19 protein-coding genes are annotated in these 19,350 nt (G+C 45.3%); 7 read left to right on the forward strand and 12 right to left on the reverse strand.

Annotated features, from left to right (window positions below):
• Positions 1 to 3: 3 nt before the first annotated feature.
• From ybaK to FME95_RS10085, 3 genes are all read right to left on the reverse strand, one after another.
• Complete coding sequence (gene ybaK / locus FME95_RS10075; RefSeq protein ID WP_147714255.1) at positions 4 to 483, reverse strand: Cys-tRNA(Pro) deacylase; 480 nt, start codon at positions 481 to 483, stop codon at positions 4 to 6.
• A 31-nt stretch (positions 484 to 514) separates the two neighbouring features.
• Positions 515 to 1,900 carry an ATP-binding protein gene (locus FME95_RS10080; protein WP_147714256.1) on the reverse strand — a complete coding sequence of 462 codons (1,386 nt, stop codon included), beginning with the start codon at positions 1,898 to 1,900 and terminating at the stop codon, positions 515 to 517.
• Between the two features lie 127 nt (positions 1,901 to 2,027).
• Complete coding sequence (locus FME95_RS10085; RefSeq protein ID WP_147714257.1) at positions 2,028 to 2,729, reverse strand: response regulator transcription factor; 702 nt, start codon at positions 2,727 to 2,729, stop codon at positions 2,028 to 2,030.
• Positions 2,730 to 2,905: 176 nt separating this feature from the next.
• Here FME95_RS10085 and smrA point away from each other — a divergent pair, with 176 nt between their 5' ends.
• Positions 2,906 to 3,496 carry a DNA endonuclease SmrA gene (gene smrA, locus FME95_RS10090; protein WP_147714258.1) on the forward strand — a complete coding sequence of 197 codons (591 nt, stop codon included), beginning with the start codon at positions 2,906 to 2,908 and terminating at the stop codon, positions 3,494 to 3,496.
• Positions 3,497 to 3,584: 88 nt separating this feature from the next.
• Here smrA and FME95_RS10095 read toward each other — a convergent pair whose 3' ends face one another.
• Positions 3,585 to 4,733 carry a polysaccharide deacetylase family protein gene (locus FME95_RS10095; RefSeq protein ID WP_147714259.1) on the reverse strand — a complete coding sequence of 383 codons (1,149 nt, stop codon included), beginning with the start codon at positions 4,731 to 4,733 and terminating at the stop codon, positions 3,585 to 3,587.
• A 1-nt stretch (position 4,734) separates the two neighbouring features.
• Complete coding sequence (locus FME95_RS10100; protein WP_147714260.1) at positions 4,735 to 6,465, reverse strand: tetratricopeptide repeat protein; 1,731 nt, start codon at positions 6,463 to 6,465, stop codon at positions 4,735 to 4,737.
• Positions 6,466 to 6,740: 275 nt separating this feature from the next.
• Here FME95_RS10100 and hisC point away from each other — a divergent pair, with 275 nt between their 5' ends.
• Positions 6,741 to 7,799 (forward strand): histidinol-phosphate transaminase, encoded by a 1,059-nt coding sequence (hisC, locus tag FME95_RS10105; RefSeq protein ID WP_147714261.1) that lies wholly within the window; start codon positions 6,741 to 6,743, stop codon positions 7,797 to 7,799.
• Between the two features lie 14 nt (positions 7,800 to 7,813).
• Here the strand turns inward: hisC and FME95_RS10110 are convergent, their stop codons facing one another.
• Positions 7,814 to 8,314 (reverse strand): hypothetical protein, encoded by a 501-nt coding sequence (locus FME95_RS10110; protein WP_187265498.1) that lies wholly within the window; start codon positions 8,312 to 8,314, stop codon positions 7,814 to 7,816.
• 289 nt (positions 8,315 to 8,603) lie between these two features.
• Between FME95_RS10110 and FME95_RS10115 the strand changes: the two genes are divergently transcribed.
• Together FME95_RS10115 and lplA are read left to right on the forward strand one after the other, a co-directional pair.
• Positions 8,604 to 10,274, forward strand: coding sequence for a glutamine--tRNA ligase/YqeY domain fusion protein (locus FME95_RS10115; protein WP_147714263.1), 1,671 nt, complete (start codon positions 8,604 to 8,606; stop codon positions 10,272 to 10,274).
• A 125-nt stretch (positions 10,275 to 10,399) separates the two neighbouring features.
• A complete protein-coding gene (lplA, locus tag FME95_RS10120; protein WP_281289407.1) occupies positions 10,400 to 11,413 on the forward strand; it encodes a lipoate--protein ligase in 1,014 nt (337 codons plus the stop codon).
• A 12-nt stretch (positions 11,414 to 11,425) separates the two neighbouring features.
• Here lplA and thpR read toward each other — a convergent pair whose 3' ends face one another.
• From thpR to FME95_RS10140, 4 genes are all read right to left on the reverse strand, one after another.
• On the reverse strand, positions 11,426 to 11,947 hold the full coding sequence (gene thpR / locus FME95_RS10125; RefSeq protein ID WP_147714264.1) for an RNA 2',3'-cyclic phosphodiesterase: 522 nt from the start codon (positions 11,945 to 11,947) through the stop codon (positions 11,426 to 11,428).
• 81 nt (positions 11,948 to 12,028) lie between these two features.
• Positions 12,029 to 12,472 (reverse strand): NfeD family protein, encoded by a 444-nt coding sequence (locus FME95_RS10130; protein WP_147714265.1) that lies wholly within the window; start codon positions 12,470 to 12,472, stop codon positions 12,029 to 12,031.
• Positions 12,473 to 13,372: an SPFH domain-containing protein gene (locus tag FME95_RS10135; RefSeq protein WP_147714266.1), complete on the reverse strand. Its 900-nt coding sequence runs from the start codon at positions 13,370 to 13,372 to the stop codon at positions 12,473 to 12,475.
• Positions 13,373 to 13,447: 75 nt separating this feature from the next.
• Positions 13,448 to 14,353: a LysR family transcriptional regulator gene (locus FME95_RS10140; RefSeq protein ID WP_147714267.1), complete on the reverse strand. Its 906-nt coding sequence runs from the start codon at positions 14,351 to 14,353 to the stop codon at positions 13,448 to 13,450.
• A 146-nt stretch (positions 14,354 to 14,499) separates the two neighbouring features.
• Here FME95_RS10140 and FME95_RS10145 point away from each other — a divergent pair, with 146 nt between their 5' ends.
• Positions 14,500 to 14,889, forward strand: coding sequence for a tautomerase family protein (locus FME95_RS10145; RefSeq protein ID WP_147714268.1), 390 nt, complete (start codon positions 14,500 to 14,502; stop codon positions 14,887 to 14,889).
• Positions 14,890 to 14,993: 104 nt separating this feature from the next.
• Here the strand turns inward: FME95_RS10145 and FME95_RS13775 are convergent, their stop codons facing one another.
• Positions 14,994 to 16,022 (reverse strand): methyl-accepting chemotaxis protein, encoded by a 1,029-nt coding sequence (locus FME95_RS13775; RefSeq protein ID WP_222709933.1) that lies wholly within the window; start codon positions 16,020 to 16,022, stop codon positions 14,994 to 14,996.
• A 617-nt stretch (positions 16,023 to 16,639) separates the two neighbouring features.
• Here FME95_RS13775 and FME95_RS10155 point away from each other — a divergent pair.
• Together FME95_RS10155 and FME95_RS10160 are read left to right on the forward strand one after the other, a co-directional pair.
• Positions 16,640 to 17,617, forward strand: coding sequence for a YHYH protein (locus FME95_RS10155; RefSeq protein ID WP_222709934.1), 978 nt, complete (start codon positions 16,640 to 16,642; stop codon positions 17,615 to 17,617).
• Complete coding sequence (locus FME95_RS10160; RefSeq protein WP_147714269.1) at positions 17,617 to 17,916, forward strand: hypothetical protein; 300 nt, start codon at positions 17,617 to 17,619, stop codon at positions 17,914 to 17,916. The genes FME95_RS10155 and FME95_RS10160 overlap by 1 nt, the downstream gene beginning before the upstream one ends.
• A gap of 16 nt (positions 17,917 to 17,932) precedes the next feature.
• Here the strand turns inward: FME95_RS10160 and aptA are convergent, their stop codons facing one another.
• Positions 17,933 to 19,255 carry an omega-aminotransferase AptA gene (gene aptA / locus FME95_RS10165; RefSeq protein WP_147714270.1) on the reverse strand — a complete coding sequence of 441 codons (1,323 nt, stop codon included), beginning with the start codon at positions 19,253 to 19,255 and terminating at the stop codon, positions 17,933 to 17,935.
• Between the last annotated feature and the right edge of the window lie 95 nt (positions 19,256 to 19,350).

A 19,350-nucleotide genomic window follows, 5' to 3' on the forward strand; every position in this document is an offset into this window, starting at 1 on the left:
GCGCTAATCGCATAGCGGAAAGACGTTGGCGTTCAGCAATGACATTAACGCCGAGGTTGGAAACTCAATTTGTAGGCCGCGCTTGCCGCCGCTGGTGTAGATAGTTTCAAAGTTGGTACAGCTTTCATCGACTGCAGTTGGCAGTACTTTGCGTTGGCCAAAAGGGCTGATGCCGCCAATAACATAGCCAGTGGTTTTTTGTGCGATCTCTGCATCGGCCATGGTCGCGCTTTTGGCATTAAAACATTTAGCCGCCTGTTTTAGATTCACAGTCTCCGAGCTTGGAGCAATGCAAACCGCCAGCGATTTTGCATTGCCATTTAAGCAAATGATCAGCGTTTTAAAAAGTCGGTTAGCTTCGACCTCTAATTCTTCCGCGACCGCTTGGCCGTAATTGTCATGGTTGGCGTTGAAATCGGTTTGGTAATGATGAACGCTAAAGTTGACGTTGTGTTGCTTTAAAAATCGGCAAGCTGGGGTCATAACTCGTTCTCCAGTGGCGACAGACGCCGCGTTAGCCAAGTCGCAGTTGCAGAGGTAACTGTATTTCCACGATTAAACCGCTGGGGCTATTGTTGTCGGCGCGAATGGTACCACCGTGCAATTGCACTGCCTGTAGCGCAATGTTTAAACCGAGCCCAGCACCAGAATTGGTTTGGTCCAGCCGATAGAAGGGGTCGAACAACCGCTCAAGTTTATCTTCTGGAACTCCCGGGCCCTGATCTGCAATAGTTACAGTCAATACATTACCTGCCTGTTGCATGGTGACATCAATACTTCCATTTTCAGGAGTAAAGCGAATGGCGTTACGCAGCACGTTATCGAATGTACTGTGCAGCATTTGTGGGTCGGCATTCATTAACAGATCGTTCAATAGGGTGTCGTTAATGGTGATGTTGCGCGGTTCGGCTTCAAAGCGAGCGTCTTCAACGACCTTGCGTAGAATGTCGTCGACCTCTAAGGGCTGCCGGTCGATGTGCTGTAATTCGTTTTCAAAACGGCTGAGCTTGAGAATTTCTGAAATCATATGTTCTAGTCGATCGCTTTCGCGCTCAATTCGATCCAGTGCTCGATCCAGTCCTTCGGGGGCTTTTTGTCGCACAATGCCCATCGCGACTTGCAGTCGGGTGAGTGGTGAACGCAGCTCATGACTGACGTTACTCAGTAGTCGATGCTGAGCCGAAACCAGCGCTTCAATACGGTCTGCCATGTCGTCGAAGTCACGACCTAGTTCACCGATTTCATCTTGCCGCCGCGAAACACTGACACCGGCTCGCGAACCCAGATCACCTTTGGCCAAGCCACGAACCGATTGCCCAAGTTTCTCGATTGGGCGTACCAGTGACCAGGTCAACAGTAGACTCATTAAGCCAGAAATTAACAACGCCAGCGTCACTTGCATCCATTGGTTATCGAGCCAATAAGGCAGACTGGTTGGTTTTAGTGGCGGAACACCGCGTAAGAACAGCAGAAAACTCATGCCGTTAATGGTGATTGGGATAGGTCCTAGCCAGTTTTCGTTATCCCATTGGCCGATGTGCATGCCTTCGCCTTCCATCATTTCTGACAGCATGACTAAAATTCGTTTCGGCGGTTGAGGCGCACCCAACATGCGGTAATTATTGTCGACCAGATACCATTGATAGGCTGAGGTGGAATTAAACTCGGCTAGAGTTTGCGCCAGCTTGCTGTAATCCTCACTGCGGAAATCGACAGTTGGCAGTTGCATGGTGTTGAGAATTTCGATGTGCTCGGATGATGGCGTTTCAATGCTGTATTCTAGCGATTGCTGCACCGAAACAATGTAAGCCGCCGTAACAATAAGAATAAGTGAAAGCCAAAAACTGAGCCAAATTTTTCCGAAAATTGAGCCCAGAGGGTTGAGCTTTTTGAGCGCCATGAAAAACCCTCGTGGTTTCGATGGTGAAGCTGGGCACGTTAACTAACTTGCCCAGCAACAGGATTTAACGAACGATTGCTAGCTATGAACGACTGGTGCTAGAGCCAGTCGCTTAGATTGCTTGTGATTAATGGTTTGGATCAACAAACAGGTAGCCGACGCCGCGAATAGTTTGAATTTTGGATTGCTCAGATGAGCCGCCCAATTTTCGACGAACGTTACTGACGTGCATGTCAATTGAACGGTCGTAAGCCATAATTTCGCGCCCTAGAACTTCTAGGTATAAATCTTCTTTCGGTACCGCCTTGCCAGCACGAGACATCAGTACGCGTAATACTTTGAATTCGCTGGTGGTCATAGGGATGTGCTCCCCATCGCAATAAACGCGATAGGTATCAAAGTTTAATTCGACACCATTGCAGGCCAAAATGCCGCCGTCGTTACTTTGTGTCGAGCGATCCAGTTCAATTCGACGAATCAGTGCTTTAATGCGTGCCAACAGCTCACGGTGGCTGTAAGGCTTGGCTAGATAGTCGTCTGCGCCTAGCTCTAAACCTAAAATGCGATCTGTTTCTTCGCCTTTGGCGGTCAGCATCAATACCGGAACAATGGAGTTCTGGCGAATACGCTTAAGGGTTTCAAAGCCGTCGATGCCCGGCATCATCACATCTAACAGCACCAAGTCGTAATGGTGGTTGTTGATTTTATCAATGCCTTCTTCACCTGAATGAGCGGCTTCTAAGCGGTAGCCTTCAACAGAAAGGTATTCACTTAGCAGTTCTGCTAGGTCTCTATCGTCGTCGATCAATAGGATACTGTGTGTGCTCATAAGGTCTCTCGGTCTCTTGTTGTCATCAATAGTCATGCATCTTGGAGGCTATTTTGATCATTCCCAAGCTATTGGCTAAGCCTTTTACTGCACGTTTACACCCTTTAGATTAGATTAAAATACTCGACAATTGTCGCTATCTTTTGGTTATTATCGTCTGGTGAAATAGGTGATTTATGATTGAAGATGATGAATTCGACGACTTCATGAAAGAAATGAAGGGTGTCGAACCGCTTAAAGCAAAGCAAAAAGTTGATCTGTCTGCGCCCAAGGTTCAGCAGCCTTCGTTGATTCATCGAAGGCAAATGGCAGTAAAGGTTGAGCAAGGCTCACAAAATCATCTCACCGAAGAGATGATCGATCTGGTGCATCCGCTTGATGTGCTGGAATACCGCAGTGAAGGCGTGTCTTTAGGCGTGTTTCGTAACCTTAAGCGCGGTCAATACGCCATTGATGCCCGCTTGGATTTGCATCAAAAACGCATGAAGCAAGCGCGAGAAGAGGTTTTTCAATTTATTAAAGATTGCCGGAAATACGATATTCGCTCTGCCATTATCTTGCACGGCAAGGGTGAGTCGAGTGAGCCAAAAGCCTTTCTAAAATCCTGTACTAATACTTGGCTGAAGCAAATTCCAGAAGTATTGGCCTTTCACAGCGCGCAAAAACATCACGGTGGCGTCGGTGCCTTGTATGTGTTGATCAAAAAAAGTGAGCGCACCAAACAAGAAAACCGCATTGCTTATAACAAAGGCCGAATCGATTTTTAGTTATCTATAAATTTTTAGATGTCGATAAAAAGTGAGCGTTAGCCGCAATAAACCAAAACAGTGAGCCTTTTGAGGCTCACTTAAGCTGTTAGTCTAGGCTGATTTTGGGCGCATAACGTGAGCAGTCACTAAAGTACGCGTCGGTAACATTGGCAACGTCGCTGAGCTGATTAATGACGTACAGGTTTTTATCGTATAAATCGTGGAACAGAATAAAACCTTTGCGCCATAACAACATTAGCGTAATCACCCGGCTGGCTTCATCTTGTGCGCTGATCGAACGATTCCAATCCTGGCTGTCGATATTCCAAAGTATATTTTTACTGCCGTGTGCGGTTGATAAATAACTCAGCATGTCCTCGTTACGCTGACCATAGGGTGGTCGAAAAGGCGTACTGGTGCCGTTTAACTGAAAGTTTTTATCGAGCAACGCTGCGGTTTTATCAACTGAGTTTTTCCAGTCTTCCAACCTTGGATGTGCCTTATGAATATAGCCATGCGAGGCAACGCATTGCTGATCATAAAGCTGTTTTATATTGTCACGGCCGTGCAGTTCCAAACGTTCACCCAGCAGAAAAAATACCGCAGAAAGGTCATGATTGTTGAGGGTTTCGGTAACTTTTTCTGTGGTTTTATCGAGACTTGGCCCGTCATCAAAACTTAATGCAAACTCCAAATCGTTAAACTCAAAGCCGCTGATTTCGCTATCGTTAAAACTTAATATTTCGCTGCTGATACGAGGGAACAGTACCGCCAATCTAACTTGCTCATACAGGTAACGCTGATGAAAGGCTAAGGATTGAACCTTCCAGGCGTCGTAACGTGCGTCGAGCTTGGCGTACTGTGGTTGCATGGCTGTGAGAATGTCAGCTGTGCTGTCCACTTGGTTGCACTCGTCTGCGCAGCTTGCGTTATAGGCGGCTACCAAACGTTGCTCGGTCAATTCTGACCAGCGCGCCAGAGACTCAAGATTGGTATTTTCAATACCGGTAAATTCAGCAATGCTGTCCGCGTCTTCACGGTCTAAAGCGTTGAAAGCCAGTGCAAAATGATAAATTTCATAGCGGGATGCGGTGTTAAACACCGCGTTGCTATCGATCGTTTGAGGCCAAATAGCTCGATCGAAATAGGCTATTTTTTCCGGCCCCGCTGCAAACGCAACGGCACCGAAAAAATAACTATAACAACCACTAAATAAACCGACTATTAATGCCAATAATCGAACTTGGTTGCGCATTTTATAGTCCCAATTCCGCTTTCATACGAGCAATGCCATTGTCATAAGCGCTGTGAGATCGGAACGATTTTGCCCAATAAAAATTCTGTAGCGCTTCTTCATGCTTGTTTTGCGCTTCAAAAATTCGAGCAATGTTGTAGTACGAACTGGCGCTGACAACATTTTTTGTATTGCCTCTGGCTAGAGCAATGGCTTTACGGTTTGCCCAAATAGCATTCGGGTAATCGTTAACACGCTGATAAGCGAGGCCTAAGTTGCTGTAGGCTTGCGCAAAGCTTGGACGCTTAGCGATGGCTTCTTTGTAGTAATAGATAGCGTCATCGTATTTTTTCTCATGATAAAGCGCTTCGCCTTTTTTATTTAAGTCTAAAGCGATGCTAACCGATAAGCGCTCTTCTCGAGCTGCTGCAATCGGTGCAATAACTTTTTCTGGCTTACCACCGAGTAAAACAATATCGCCAAAACCAGTCTCGCTGCCGCTGGAAGATTCAATAACGATTTTAAATTCAGAAACTTCTAGGTCAGTTTCAAAGCTGCCGCTAATTTTTTTGCCATCAGTATCTACTTTGAAACGTCTGGCGCTTTCGCCATTAACTTTGATGCCAACAGTGCTTGGCAATGTTACGCCATCACCGGCATTAATTTCGAAGCGACTCACCAGTTCAGGTTCAGCAAAATTCAGCGCCAGCCATTCCCCTTCGCCTGAACCACTGACACCTTCAACCCAAGCGGTACTGGCAATACCATCAACAACAAAGTGTGGCGAGTATTGGCTGTTTGATCCGGCTAGCGCGTCTTTTCGACTCGACGCTGTAACCCAGCTAGGCGCTTGATATTGTGTGACATTGTTTTTCACTTCGTAACCAGAAATCAGCAATTCAATTGCGCGCCAAGTGAAGTCATTGTCTGGGCGCTCAGAGGCAAAGGTTAAACGATAGTTGTTAGAACTGCCGCCGGCTATCTGCGTGATAATACGATTAAATTGACCGGAGTCTTTATCGTAATAGGTGCCGTTAAGTTCTGCGGTCATTACTTTATATTGGTCGATGTTTGGGCCAACCGCGTGAAAGCGAATGTCGTGCTCTTTCAGCTCAGCGATGACATCATGCATAGTCAAAGGAGTGTGGCTGTTGCTGGCTTGAAAGGTTGCATCGGTAATAAGGATGAAGATTTTCTCAGCGTCTTCGCGAAAAGATTGGTTGGCTGCATTGTAGATGGCATCGAGTGCATTCTCTGGTTCATCGTCACCGCCAGCTGCGACCAAATCTGAAACCCAGCTTTTAAAGGTGGCGGCATTATCAGTCACTCGATAAGGCTTATAGATTTCATCTTTGTAGCTAATTAAACCCAAGTTAAAATCAAAACCGCTGGATTGGATGATGTTGGCAAATTCGATGGTTTTGTTTTTTAGTGCTTCGATTTCATCAGCCATACTGCCGGTATCGTCAAAGACAAAAACAACATCGACCTTATTGTTAGTGCTGCCTTCTGTAACGATCTCTTCAAACGAAGAAATGGAGACACCGTTCAGGTCTTCGATCAGCGAAAAATCCGCCTCGGTTAGGCCTTGAATAGGAGTGCCTTCGGCGTCCCGAACATTGACGTTTAACTCAATGGTTGGGAAGTGACTGGCGATGGGCTGGATATAAACTTCTGCAGGTTTAGCAAAGGCCGTGCTTGCCATTGTAGCCGTAAGCAATAGCGACGTTAGGCTTAGTTGATGCTTCATCATAACTTCTCTATAGGTTAAAAAAGGGTCTCACGGCCACAATAGCACCACGAGGCGGGCGTTAACTCAATAGGTTCAGCTTAAATGAATGTTTATTGCGATTCTAAGAATTGGTTCATATCTTGAAGCTTTAGGATTGTGAGCCGATGAATAATGTTTAAGCGCAATACAGATTATCTAAAAGCAATGGCCTCCTGACTATGATCTTTTTGACCATATTTTTGTATTGAATAAATGATTATAGTTGGTCTGCTATAACCATATTAGTGAGGCTTTGTATGAGCAGCTTTTGGACTGAAAAAATAAAATCTTTAAATCCGTATATTCCAGGGGAACAACCGCAGGATAAAAAGTATATAAAATTAAATACCAATGAAAATCCTTACCCGCCATCCCCAAAGGCTATTTCAGCGATGCAGGCTGAGGTAAATGCTGACTTACGATTATACCCGGACCCAAATGGCTCGAGGTTAAAAAACGCATTAGCTGAAAATTATGGCTTAAAGCCTGATCAGGTATTTGTTGGTAATGGGTCGGATGAAGTTTTGGCTCTGGCATTTCAAGGTTATTTTACCGATGGCAGGTCGTTAGCCTTTGCAGATATTACCTACAGTTTTTATCAAGTGTACGCAAAGCTCTATGATATTGAGCCGAAACTGGTTCCGTTGACTGAATCGCTCGATATTGATCCTAAAGATTACCAAGGTTTAGAAGTAGCGGGCATAGTCATTGCTAATCCAAATGCGCCGACTGGCAAAGCATTATCATTAAAAGCTGTTGAGACAATTCTAAAGGCAAACGCTGATGTCGTTGTTCTGGTTGATGAAGCTTACATTGATTTTGGCGCAGATAGCGCAGTGAGCTTAATCGATAAATATCCCAATTTACTGGTGGTACAAACGTTATCTAAATCTCGATCGTTGGCGGGTATTCGAGTTGGCTATGCACTAGGGCAGGCACATTTAATAGAAGGCTTAGAAAGGTTAAAGAATTCCTTCAATTCTTATCCTATCGATAGAATTGCCTTAGCTGGTGCTACTGAAGCAGTAAAAGATGATGATTATTTAAAGTTGATAACCTCGCAGTTGATTAGTACTCGTCAGCAAACGATTCAACAGATGGAAGCGTTAGGCTTTGACGTTGTCCCCTCGGCAAGTAACTTTATTTTTGTAACTCATCCCGATCAGCCCGCCGAAGCTCTTTATCTAGCCTTAAAGCATAAAGGCATCTTGGTTCGCTATTTTGGAGATAAACCAAGAATAGGTAATTATTTAAGGATCAGCATTGGCACGGACCAAGAAATGGTCGTGTTGCTCGATACTTTAAGCCAGCAATAATTGAACAGGCTCCGTTATTGCGTAGACGCTTCGTTCAGTGCTGCTCCATCGAGCTGATAAGATATTAGTTCACATTGGCCGCTTGGCTGAGAACGCGTTGGTACATGAATAATATTGCTGTTTAGTGAAAATTCCGCAGCGCCACAGGCGTTGAGTTCTTCGATTATTTCACCACTGTCTACATCGATAACCAGATTGTCGATACAGCCGGAACCGCAGCTGAGTGCGACAACGCGGTAATGGTCGTTAAAGTTAGCGCCTAAATCCACTTGTTCTTGGATAACATCTGCCTCTGCGCGCCAATGGTCATGATCGATATAGATGACGGCTGGAGAATGCACTCTTGTTACGGGAGTGATCCGCCGCACTGGTGCGGCGACCACTCGTCGAGGTTTGGCCTTAATCACCACTGGTGCAGGCTTAATAACGACCGGCTCGTGCGGCACCATTATGCAACTGCTCAGCGATAGCAAAAGGCTTATGCAAATTAAAGCAAGGTAAGGCTTGATGAACATCTGTCGGCACCTCCATTCTAAGTTCAGAGTATTCAGCAGCGCTATCGAGGGCTGATGATTGGCGCTGCCCGGCTAACCTAAATTCAGATTGATAGTGTAAGGCGGTCGTTGAGAGTAATTGTTCAATGGCTGTGCATTTACCGATCGCATACGCGAAATAATCGGATAGCTATCAGGAAATTGCTTTCGCTGCTCGGTTGCGACGAAATCTTTGCGATAGTCGCTGTTTATCAGGGCCTGACAGGGTATACTGCAAGGCTTTGAACTAACCTTGGAAGAGAACCCTTAAATGACTGAAGCTGCCTCTAACTTTCTGCGCACGATCATCGATAATGATCTCAAAGAAGGTAAGCACGAGACAATTGTCACGCGCTTCCCGCCAGAACCGAATGGTTATCTACACATTGGCCACGCTAAGGCTATTTGTATCAACTTCGGGTTAGCGCAAGAATTCCAAGGTCAAACTAACCTTCGCTTTGACGATACCAATCCAGAAAAAGAAGAGCAGGCCTATATTGACGCCATTAAAGAAGACGTTAAATGGTTAGGCTTTGATTGGGCCGGAGAGGTTAAGTTTACCTCTAACTACTTTGATACTCTCTATGAATGGGCCGTTCACCTGATCAAAAACGGATTGGCTTATGTCTGTGATTTAAACGCCGAAGAAATTCGCAGCTATCGTGGTAGTCTGACCGAGCCGGGTAAAAACAGCCCGTATCGCGAACGCAGCGTTGAAGAAAACTTAGAGCTGTTTGAAAAAATGAAAAACGGCGACTTCGATGAGGGCAGCTGTAGTTTGCGAGCCAAAATTGATATGGCTTCGCCAAACCTGAATTTACGTGACCCTATTATTTATCGCATTCGTAAAGTTACCCATCACCAGACCGGTGATAAATGGTGTATCTACCCGAGTTACGATTTTGCCCACGGCCAAGGCGATGCGGTTGAAGGCGTAACGCATTCACTTTGCTCGTTAGAATTTGAAGATCACCGGCCGCTTTATAACTGGTTCATTGAAAACCTTCCGGTACCTTCTAAGCCACGGCAGATTGAGTTTGCTCGCCTTAACCTAAATTATACTGTTACCAGTAAGCGTAAGCTGAAAAAACTTGTTGATGAAAAGGTTGTTAACGGCTGGGATGATCCTCGTATGCCAACCATATCGGGTTTACGTCGCCGCGGTGTAACAGCGCAAGCGATTCGCAACTTTATTGAATCATCAGGTATCTCAAGAGCTGCCGGTACAGTGGTGGATTTATCCATGCTCGACGCCGCCATTCGTGATGATCTAAACGACAACGCGCCGCGAGCAATGGCTGTGCTCAAGCCGTTGAAAGTGGTCTTTACAAATTTACCGAGCGATCACGAACAAATCGTCACTCAGCCGGTTCATCCGCAAAAAGAAGAACTCGGTGAGCGTGAAATTCCGTTCAGCAATGAAATCTATATCGATCAGGCTGACTTTAACGAAGACAGCAGCCTGTCGCGTAAAAAATTCAAGCGCTTAGTGCCGGGCGATTATGTTCGCTTGCGTGGTGCTTACATCATTAAAGCTGAAAGTTTTAGCAAAGATGAGCAGGGCAACATTACCGAAATTCAGGCCAGTGTGGTTGACGGTTCCATTGGTGAAAACATCGAAGGCATTAAACCTCGCGGTGTCATTCAGTGGGTATCGGTGAAACATGCGGTGCCTGCAACCGTGCGTATTTATGATCGATTGTTTAACCACGAAACACCGGATAAAGGCGATATGGATTTTATGGACCATATCAATCCTACATCGCTGGAAGTTTTAGAAGGCTGCTATGTCGAAGCCAGTTTAAAAGATGCACAGCCGGAGCAGCGCTTTCAGTTTGAACGTGAAGGCTATTTTGTTGCCGACCGATACGACTCTAACAGTGACAGTCTGGTGTTTAATAAAACCATTGGTTTGCGCGATGTTTGGGCAAGATCGGTTTAGTTTTTTAGCCGCTCAACAAGCCGTTATGTAATTAAACAAGAGATTTAATCATGCCGCGATACTGTAATTTTAACTAAATTATTGGTCGCGGTATTTTTTTATTGGTATTTGATTGGAACGATATTATGACCAGCCGTATTCTAATTTCTAACTCTCATGACCCTGCTTTTAACTTGGCGGTGGAAGATTGCATTTTTCGCTCAATGTCGGCAGATCAGCGTGTACTTTTTTTGTGGCGAAATGCCGATACCGTGGTTATTGGTCGTGCGCAGAATCCGTGGAAAGAATGCAATATCAAAAAGATGGAACAGGATGAGGTTTATTTAGCTCGTCGGCAAAGTGGTGGCGGTGCGGTTTTCCATGATCTAGGCAACACCAACTTCACCTTTATGGCCGGTAAGCCGGAATACAATAAAGAGATCTCTACCGATATTGTATTGCAGGGTTTAAAGCTGTTGGGTATTGAAGGCCGAGCAACGGGCCGAAATGATTTAGTGGTCGGTGATGATGAGAACATGAAAAAATTCTCTGGCTCTGCTTATCGAGAAACGCCGGATCGTGGTTTTCATCATGGTACTTTGTTGCTCAGCGCCGACCTCAGCCGGTTAGCAAACTACTTAAATCCAGACCCTAAAAAATTGCAGTCTAAAGGCATTACCTCGGTACGTGCGAGGGTGACCAATCTCGATCAAATCGTTTCTGGTATTGATCATCAGCAAGTCTGTGATGCGATCTCACAAGCCTATTGCGAATATTACGACGTACAGCCGGAAGTCGAATTTATCTCACCTGATGCTTTCCCTGACTTACCGAATTTCGCAGAAAAATTTGAAAAACAAAAAAGCTGGGAATGGAACTACGGCAACTCGCCGCAGTTTACCCACAGCTTGGATGAGCGTTTTGTTTGGGGCGGAGTTGAGTGTCACCTAGATGCTAAAAAAGCCGTGATTACTGACGCGAAAATTTTTACCGACAGTTTGTATCCTGAGCCGCTAGAAGCGCTTGGGCAAAAACTGATTGGCGTGCCGTACGAGCCGAAGGCGGTCGCAGCTTGTCTAGATGATATCGTGGCAATGTACCCACAACAACAAAGCGAACTGTTAGAGTTAAAAGCCTGGCTGGTGGAAGCCATCTCTTAGCGGTGCTGTTAATTAAACATCGCTATCTAGTTTAGCTTCATAGATGACCTGATCGTCTTCAGGTCTACTTTCAATTAAAGCAATGGCGCGAACCGGAATAGTAAAGTCAGCAAACTGAAATGCATCGAGCGGTTTGTTTAGCACAATGCGACGACCGAGCGTTATGTGTGGTCGGTAAGGTCTGTCTTGAGTTTCAAAACCCGCCTGTTGTAATCGTTGTATCAATTGCGTTTGTAGCGTCATCAATGGGTGGTTGTGCTCAATGCCCAACCAAAGGATCTGCTTGTTGCGTTTTTCGAATGCATCGATGCGATTAACTCTAAGCTCTGCTGGTGCTGGGCCTAACTGATGAATAATCTCGATCAGCGCTGGTACTTTTTCATCACTGATTTCGCCGAGAAACTCCAGCGTTAAATGATAGTTTGCATCACGAGTAAATTGCCCTTTGTCGGCTTCTTTAATCACCCAGTCGCGAAACGGCGTAATGCGTTTTTTTGTCGCGCTATCAAAGCTTAATGCAAAAAATAATCTCATGATTTTTTATTAGATGATGAAAGCGCCCGCAATGTGTTACGGGCGCCTTTTAATTGTTTATTGCAGAAAAATAACAGCCGCTTAGCTATTATTTTTTAGCGTAATAACAATACCTTCTACAGCAACAATGGTTGCGATATCGCCTTCGTTTAATGGCTTGGAGTCAGCAGAAAGTTTCGCCTGCCAGGTCGTTCCAGACCAGATAGCTTTACCTTCGCCATTGGCTTCGATTGGCGTGATGACTTTAGCCGTTTGGCCAAGAACATTATTACCCTTTATACCCTTTGGGTTGGTTTGCCACCGCTTAAGAGGCAGGTATAAAAAGGTCGAAACCAACATTGTCGCAATAATGAAAATACTCACCGCAGATAACCAGCTGATATCTGGGATGATCCAGCTAGCCAATGCAGTGATTAATGCTCCAAGGCCGATAAACAGTAGCCAAAAAATACTCAAGTTAAAGACAACTAACTCAGTAATGATGAGCACACAGGCCGTGACGATAAAAAATAGAAAAGGCAGCATCTAGCGGCTTTCCATGTTTTTCTTAAGTGAGTCAAAGGCGGTGAATGCTTTACTAACAACGCTCGATACATCCGAGCTGTCCGTTGGGATTAACGTCACGGTGCCTTCTTTAGCTAGATTAGCGAAAGCATTGATGTACTGTTCAGATAGCTGCTGAGCAACCGCTGAGTCACCACCGTTTTTGATTGCTTCGGCGATGACTGAAATCGATTCAGCACGCGCTCTTGCTTCAATTAAAACAGCCTCTGCTTCACCCTGAGCACGTAAAATTTTTGCCTGCTTATCACCTTCGGCTTCATTGGTTTGAGCGACTCGGTAACCTTCAGAGGTGGTTACTGCAACGCGACGTTCACGTTCAGCACCCATTTGTTTTTCCATTTCATCAAGAATAGATGATGGTGGTGAAATATCTTTAACTTCGTAACGAAGCACCTTGGTACCCCAAGCTTCCGATGCGGCGTCGATAGCTGCGGTGATGTTGCCGTTAATGTGTTCACGAGACTCGAATGTTTCATCAAGTGATAGCTTACCGATTTCGGCACGCATACTGGTTTGAGCCAACTGAGTAATGGCAAACTGTAAGTTAGCAACGCCATAGGATGCGCGTTTAGGGTCCATTACTTTTAAATAAAGTACGCCGTCAATTCCAAGCGAGACGTTATCTTTTGTAATCGCCTGTTGAGATGGCACATCGATCGCGAATTCTTTTAGCGAGTGCTTGTAGGCAACACGATCAATAAAAGGTACTAGGATGTGAATACCCGCTTCGATGGTATGAGAGTATTTACCAAGTCGCTGTACGATAAAGGCTTCGTTTTGCGGCACAATTCTGATCAACCGACTTAAGGTGGTGATAATTAAGATAGCCAAAACAATGGCAATAATGATTCCAAATTCCATGGGTAGTGTCCTTAGTTTTAAAGCAGCTTACTTTAGCTGACAGATGGTTTATTTAATAGTCCGCATTCTGGTTGCTTAGTGTTCAGAAAATTTATTCTTTAGCCAGCGGTAAAGCTCCAATACGGGACGAGGAACTTTTTCAGCATAGGGCCGAACGATAGAGATAGTATCAGCGAATTCGTTTTGAATGTGCCAATCCGGTAACACTTCAAATAATAGGCCTTGATTAATGGCTTGCTGCACGCTGAAGTCCGGAAGCATGGCAATGCCTAGATGATTAATGGCGGCGTCACGCATAACTTCACTGTTATTGGCGGCAAAAATTCCGAGCACTTGCACCGATTCACTGGCATGTGAGTCATGATTGAAAGTCCACACAGGTTCTTGAGTACCGCGCGGATAGTAGATGCAATGGTGCTCTTCTAGCTGACGAGGCGTTAATGGAATGCCTCGCTTGCTTAGGTAGTTGGGAGAGGCAACCAGCAGCGAACGAGTATTGCAAAGCACGCTGGCGACGGCGGTTTCTGGAATGGAATCGCTATGACGAATGGCAAGATCAAAACCATCGCTGGCCAGTGAGACAATTTGGTCGGTTGCCACGAGCTGCACTCGGATCTCAGGGTAGAGTTTTAAAAATTCACTGATCTTCGGTACTAGGTGTTGGCGGCTAAACGCCACTGGAGCGGTAACGCGGACAACGCCGCTGACAGGCCCGTCGCTGTCGCGAATGGTACGAAAGCTCTGTTCGATATTGGCAAAAGGCTGTTTGAGTTCGCGCACCAACTCTTTGGCGGCGTCGGTTAGCCGTACATTACGAGTGGTACGTTGCACTAGGGCGACACCGGCAAGCTCTTCTAGCTCTTTAATCTTTAGGCTGACAGCCGATTTGCTCACCTCTAGCCGTTCGGCAGCGCGGGTGAAGCTCTGCTGTTCTTCTAGCACGGTAAGCCAATGCAGGTGGGTCCATAAATTGGGGGTCATAAGGCTTTGTGACCTAATAGTTGTTAGATTGTTTAATATTATAAACAATAAGTTTTGTAACGGCGCTTTTTGTTTAGCTAATTCGTTGCCAAAATGCTTTTTAACCGATAAAAAACTTAATCCACCGAAAAATGAGGAAATACACCATGCCACTTATGCAATTTGATGTAATTGAAGGACGCAGCGAAGCTGAAATGAAAGCGATTTTGGATGTTACGCATCAGGCCGTTTTGGATGTGTTTAAAGTACCTGAGCGCGATCGTTACCAGATCGTTTATGAGCACAAGCCTGCCAATATGATTTTTGAAGATACTGGCCTAGGTTTTGAGCGCACTAAAGATTTAATTATGCTGCGTATTTTTACCAGCCCAAGAGCCGAAGAACAGAAGCTAGAGTTTATGAAAACCTTGGCCGAAGAGTTAGAGCAAAAATGCGGTGTTAAAGGCACAGATTTAATGATGTCGTTCTTTACTAACACTCGTCATGATTGGAGCTTTGCTCACGGTGAAGCGCAATACTTTACCGGCGCTCTATAGTTTTTAGTAGAGTGGTTAGACTAGCTGGCCAGAGCATGATTGCACTGGTCAGCTAAGGTCTAAATATTGACAGTTTAACAACCTTACAGTTTAGTCTGCTTAAGTTAGGATTTCTTTTTTTCTAATAGGGCTTGGTTGTTGTCGACCATTTCTTGAATTTGTTGGGTTGCTTCTTGGGTTTGATTTGCTAGCTGTTTGACTTCGTTAGCAACCACGGCAAAACCTCGACCAACTTCACCAGCGCGGGCAGCTTCAATGGCAGCATTTAATGCTAGCAAGTTGGTGTTACCAGAAATTTTGGTGATCACCTCAACGATTTGTGAAATTTGTTTGTAGTTAGTTTGCAGCTGCAAAAACTCTTTTTTCTCTGCTTCTTCAGCGGCTTTTTCGGCGGCGATGTTTCGGGCTCCGCCAACAACTCTTAATAGCGTGCCGTCTTCATCGCGTAAGCAAGCGCCGCATTCTCTAAACCAAATGTAGTCACCGTTTTTATGTTTCATTCGATAGTTTGTAACGTATTGAAAATTTGGGTCAGTGCTTTCCATTAATTCATTAAAGGCTGCCATCGTCGCGTCTAAGTCGTCTGGGTGAGCAACGGCAAAATAACTGTCCCAGCCGTCGGGAAATTCCTCTTTGCTATAGCCGATGAGCTCTCTAAATTTATCCGACCAAGTAATAACACTTTGCTCACTGTCAGGGTCGCCATCGGCAACTTTTAAATCCCAATAGCCTTCGGAAATTACTGCCTGTGCTAATTGCCATGCCGCTTGATTTTGTAACGTATGTTCTAGCTCTGTTTCTAATTCCGCGTATTCACTTTGTTGTTTTAAGTGCAGCTCATTTAACTGATTGAATTGTTGTTGGCTTTGCGTCAGCTGTTCGGTTAGCTGACTGAGTTGATTTTCTAACTGCTGATTTGTCGCCTGACTTTGTTCCAGATCGGACTTTAATTCTGCCATCTGACTACGGCAATGACTCAATCGGTTAAATAGTTTTTGCGAAAGCCGAAAGTGTGGCTCACTACTTTTAATTGTCGGTTCATCTAGCGGAGCTTGAGGGTTATCGAACTCAATGGTATCGATAAAGCTGTTCAGTTCCTGAATGACTTTGTTAGACGAGCGCAAAAAAGACATATTCCACCTACCTGTTTATAACGCACCAAGCTCGAAGTATGGAGTTTGATGACAGACGTTTTTCACTGGAGCTAATGAAATGACTGCTGAGTATTTTCTGGTCGCTGATCGTTCTAAGCGAGATAACTCTGTTGTTAAGCAAATATCGCACCTAGCATGGTTGCAAAGGCACGGTTAGCCATTGGCTGAGTTATTTAATTGATCAACTTTTAAGCTATCGGCCAGTTGTCGTGCAACCATAGCCTTAAGTTTAATTTTTTAATCTTGGCTCGCCTTGTTGCTATTGCAGCTTATGAATTCATTGCTTATTGAGCTGTCGACAGCACTTTTTCGCCCCGCCTTTATTGTCAGCTTGCACCAAATAGGTGATTCCATTTGTGCATTTAAGAATGCTCTGCGCTTGTTTTTATTGTGTTGTTGGCGACTCGAAAGCTAAGGATTATTTGAAGATAATGTGAAGTTTTAGTGCAGTATTAAACGGGCTGTTTTTGCAGCGTCGGTAGTATGCTGCTTGCCAAGGCAGACAAAATAAGTGTGCTTGATGGGCGTCTTTACGTCGGTATTCAACTAGATTGAGATATGTTCCAATTTACAGACGACCGATGGAGAAGCAAACCGTGAAACCTATTATGAAACTGGCTCAGAACCTCGTCTATATTGTTATCTCATTAGGGTTTGTTGCTTGCCAAGCAACAGAAGAAACGGCAATGAATGTTGATTCATCTAAGGTCGTTGGTATCGACATTAGTTTATTTGCTGACGGCGCGTTTTTAAAAGAACCTGAAATTGTTGACTGCGAAACCGCTGCGGGTACGCAAACAAGTTGCTATTTATTAACGACAGCAGGTGCACCCGGCATGCGCCAACCAGGCCCTTTTTGTCCGCGTACTATTGACGATGATGCCGACCAAGGCGGGGTTTGGTTCAGTAAAGAAGGTGCTGGTGATCTGGTCGATATTGATGGCTATTTTATCAAAAACTTAAGTGTTTACTACGATGACGAAAATTGGGCGCTTTACGATTTAGAGACTGGCAAAGTCCGCTATACCGCAACAAAGGCAGCGTGTTTAGGTGCGGCTAAGCCGGACGTAGAAGAACAATATAAGCAAAATTGTATCGAATGTTTGATGTCTTATTTGGATGATGACTTTACTCGTACTTATCTTATTCCAGTGACACCCATCGCAGCGCAGCAAAATGGTCGAGTGCGCACCGTCGGTATTGCTTTAGATGGTGCTGAGTTATCAGGCTCTGCACCTGTCGGTGCAATTTTAGGTGCCTATACCATTGCTGCATTCGATGACTGTGGTGGTCACATTAATGTGCATCAAGGTTACCATTACCATGCTGCCGCAGGCTGTGCCACTGTTGATGTTTCGGATGATGGTTATGCACCGTTGATTGGTTATGCCGCAGACGGTTATGCAATCTATGGCATGCTCGATGCCGCTGGTAATGAAGCCGAAAGCTTAGATGAATGCCGCGGTATAACCGATGCGGTTCGTGGCTATCATTATCGTGCAGCAAGCCCAAGTGAGAATCTGTTTATTGGATGTTTGCATGGTGAAACAGTGCGACCAGCGAGGCCTAATTAATGGCGATACTGTTGAATAAAAAAGCCAGCTTGCGATATGTTTTTTTCATCCTTATCGGATGTATTAGTCGCCAAGCAGTGGCTCACGGTGGCCCACTTAATGAGCAGGCCGTGCAGGCCTGTATTGCCAAAACAGTTTCTGAAAATTGCCAATATCAAGGGCATCATAACGACCTATACATAGGTACTTGCCAGTATTTAACTGAGCAGTCGCTGATGTGCGTGCGCAATAAACCGATTCAGACCATTGCACCAGAGACATCGACGGAGCCAGAAGGCGAGCACGCCGAAGCGCACTAGCCTTGCTGTTTTTACCTTAAGCTGTCTTGTTAAACGCCTCTTCCATTGCCGTCATGAGCCGATCGATTTCTGCTTTCTCACTAATGAATGGTAAACCTAGTTGAATGGTGTCGCCGCCAAAGCGAACATAAAATCCCATCTCCCAAAGTTTTAACGCAATCTCAGTTGGTCGAATGGTTGCATCGCCATTACGGTGAGCAACTGAAATACCAGCGGCCAAACCAAAGTTACGAATATCAAGGATATGCTGGCAACCTTTTAAGCCGTGTACGGCTTCTTCAAAGTAGGGTGAGAGTTCAGCAACGCGAGGAATGATTTTGTCTTGCTCTAGGATATCCAATGTTGCTAATGCAGCAGCGCAAGCAACAGGGTGACCAGAGTAAGTGTAACCGTGTGGCAGCTCAACATTCTGCTCAGCGCCGCCAGCGTTCATGAAAGTTTGGTAGATTTCATCTTGTGCTAACACTGCGCCCATCGGCACGGTGCCGTTGGTAATTTGTTTCGCCATGCAAATCATATCGGGCGTGACGCCGAAAACATCGGCACCAAAGTAGCCGCCAGCACGGCCTAAACCGGTAATGACTTCATCGAAAATTAATAGGATGTTGTGCTGCTTACAAATATTGGCCAAGCGTTTTAGATAACCCTTCGGTGGAATAATCACGCCCGCAGAACCAGAAAATGGTTCAACAATGACCGCCGCAATATTTGAAGCGTCGTGCAGTGCGATCATTTCAAGCAACTCGTCGGCTAGTTCAGCACCGGTTTCAGATTGGCCTTTGGTAAATTCATGGCCCGGCTGTAAGGTGTGCTTTAGATGGTCGGATTCAATCGCCTGACCCCATAGTTTACGGTTGCCGCCAATACCGCCCCAGCTAATGCCGCCCCAGCTGGCACCGTGGTAGCCCTTGGCGCGGCCGATAATTCGAGTCTTAGTCGGCTCGCCTTTTTGTCGCCAATAGGCGCGGGCAATTTTGGTTGCTGTATCGGTTGCTTCAGAGCCTGAATTGGTAAAAAACACACGGTTAAGGTCTCCCGGTGCTAAATCTGCAAGTCGCTCGGCCAACGCAAAGGCTTTTGGGTGACCAAACTGAAACGCCGGTGCGTAATCCAAGTCGAGCAGTTGCTGGCCGACGGCATCAGAAATTTGTTTGTGACTGTGGCCAATGCCGCAAGTCCATAATCCAGATAAGCCATCAAAAATTTTACGACCTCTGTCGTCAATGTAATAAGCGCCTTCTGCACCAGTGATGATGCGCGGGTCGGCTTTAAAGGCGCGATTAGAGGTATATGGCATCCAAAAGGCATCAAGCCCTTTTTGTGTTACTTGCTGGCTCATGAAGAAACTCCTAAAACGTTGTCAGCTGATCGAAAATACACTCAATTAGGCAAGCACTTTAGGTATTTTCATTAGTTTGATAAATTACAATCTAT

The organism is Reinekea thalattae, assembly GCF_008041945.1.
Classification (GTDB): domain Bacteria; phylum Pseudomonadota; class Gammaproteobacteria; order Pseudomonadales; family Natronospirillaceae; genus Reinekea; species Reinekea thalattae.

Bases quoted from the DNA above. Each gene is read 5' to 3' on its own strand.
- ybaK (WP_147714255.1), bottom strand. From the start codon at position 483: ATGACCCCAGCTTGCCGATTTTTAAAGCAACACAACGTCAACTTTAGC.
- FME95_RS10080 (WP_147714256.1), bottom strand. From the start codon at position 1,900: ATGGCGCTCAAAAAGCTCAACCCTCTGGGCTCAATTTTCGGAAAAATT.
- FME95_RS10085 (WP_147714257.1), bottom strand. From the start codon at position 2,729: ATGAGCACACACAGTATCCTATTGATCGACGACGATAGAGACCTAGCA.
- smrA (WP_147714258.1), top strand. From the start codon at position 2,906: ATGATTGAAGATGATGAATTCGACGACTTCATGAAAGAAATGAAGGGT.
- FME95_RS10095 (WP_147714259.1), bottom strand. From the start codon at position 4,733: ATGCGCAACCAAGTTCGATTATTGGCATTAATAGTCGGTTTATTTAGT.
- FME95_RS10100 (WP_147714260.1), bottom strand. From the start codon at position 6,465: ATGATGAAGCATCAACTAAGCCTAACGTCGCTATTGCTTACGGCTACA.
- hisC (WP_147714261.1), top strand. From the start codon at position 6,741: ATGAGCAGCTTTTGGACTGAAAAAATAAAATCTTTAAATCCGTATATT.
- FME95_RS10110 (WP_187265498.1), bottom strand. From the start codon at position 8,314: ATGTTCATCAAGCCTTACCTTGCTTTAATTTGCATAAGCCTTTTGCTA.
- FME95_RS10115 (WP_147714263.1), top strand. From the start codon at position 8,604: ATGACTGAAGCTGCCTCTAACTTTCTGCGCACGATCATCGATAATGAT.
- lplA (WP_281289407.1), top strand. From the start codon at position 10,400: ATGACCAGCCGTATTCTAATTTCTAACTCTCATGACCCTGCTTTTAAC.
- thpR (WP_147714264.1), bottom strand. From the start codon at position 11,947: ATGAGATTATTTTTTGCATTAAGCTTTGATAGCGCGACAAAAAAACGC.
- FME95_RS10130 (WP_147714265.1), bottom strand. From the start codon at position 12,472: ATGCTGCCTTTTCTATTTTTTATCGTCACGGCCTGTGTGCTCATCATT.
- FME95_RS10135 (WP_147714266.1), bottom strand. From the start codon at position 13,372: ATGGAATTTGGAATCATTATTGCCATTGTTTTGGCTATCTTAATTATC.
- FME95_RS10140 (WP_147714267.1), bottom strand. From the start codon at position 14,353: ATGACCCCCAATTTATGGACCCACCTGCATTGGCTTACCGTGCTAGAA.
- FME95_RS10145 (WP_147714268.1), top strand. From the start codon at position 14,500: ATGCCACTTATGCAATTTGATGTAATTGAAGGACGCAGCGAAGCTGAA.
- FME95_RS13775 (WP_222709933.1), bottom strand. From the start codon at position 16,022: ATGTCTTTTTTGCGCTCGTCTAACAAAGTCATTCAGGAACTGAACAGC.
- FME95_RS10160 (WP_147714269.1), top strand. From the start codon at position 17,617: ATGGCGATACTGTTGAATAAAAAAGCCAGCTTGCGATATGTTTTTTTC.
- aptA (WP_147714270.1), bottom strand. From the start codon at position 19,255: ATGAGCCAGCAAGTAACACAAAAAGGGCTTGATGCCTTTTGGATGCCA.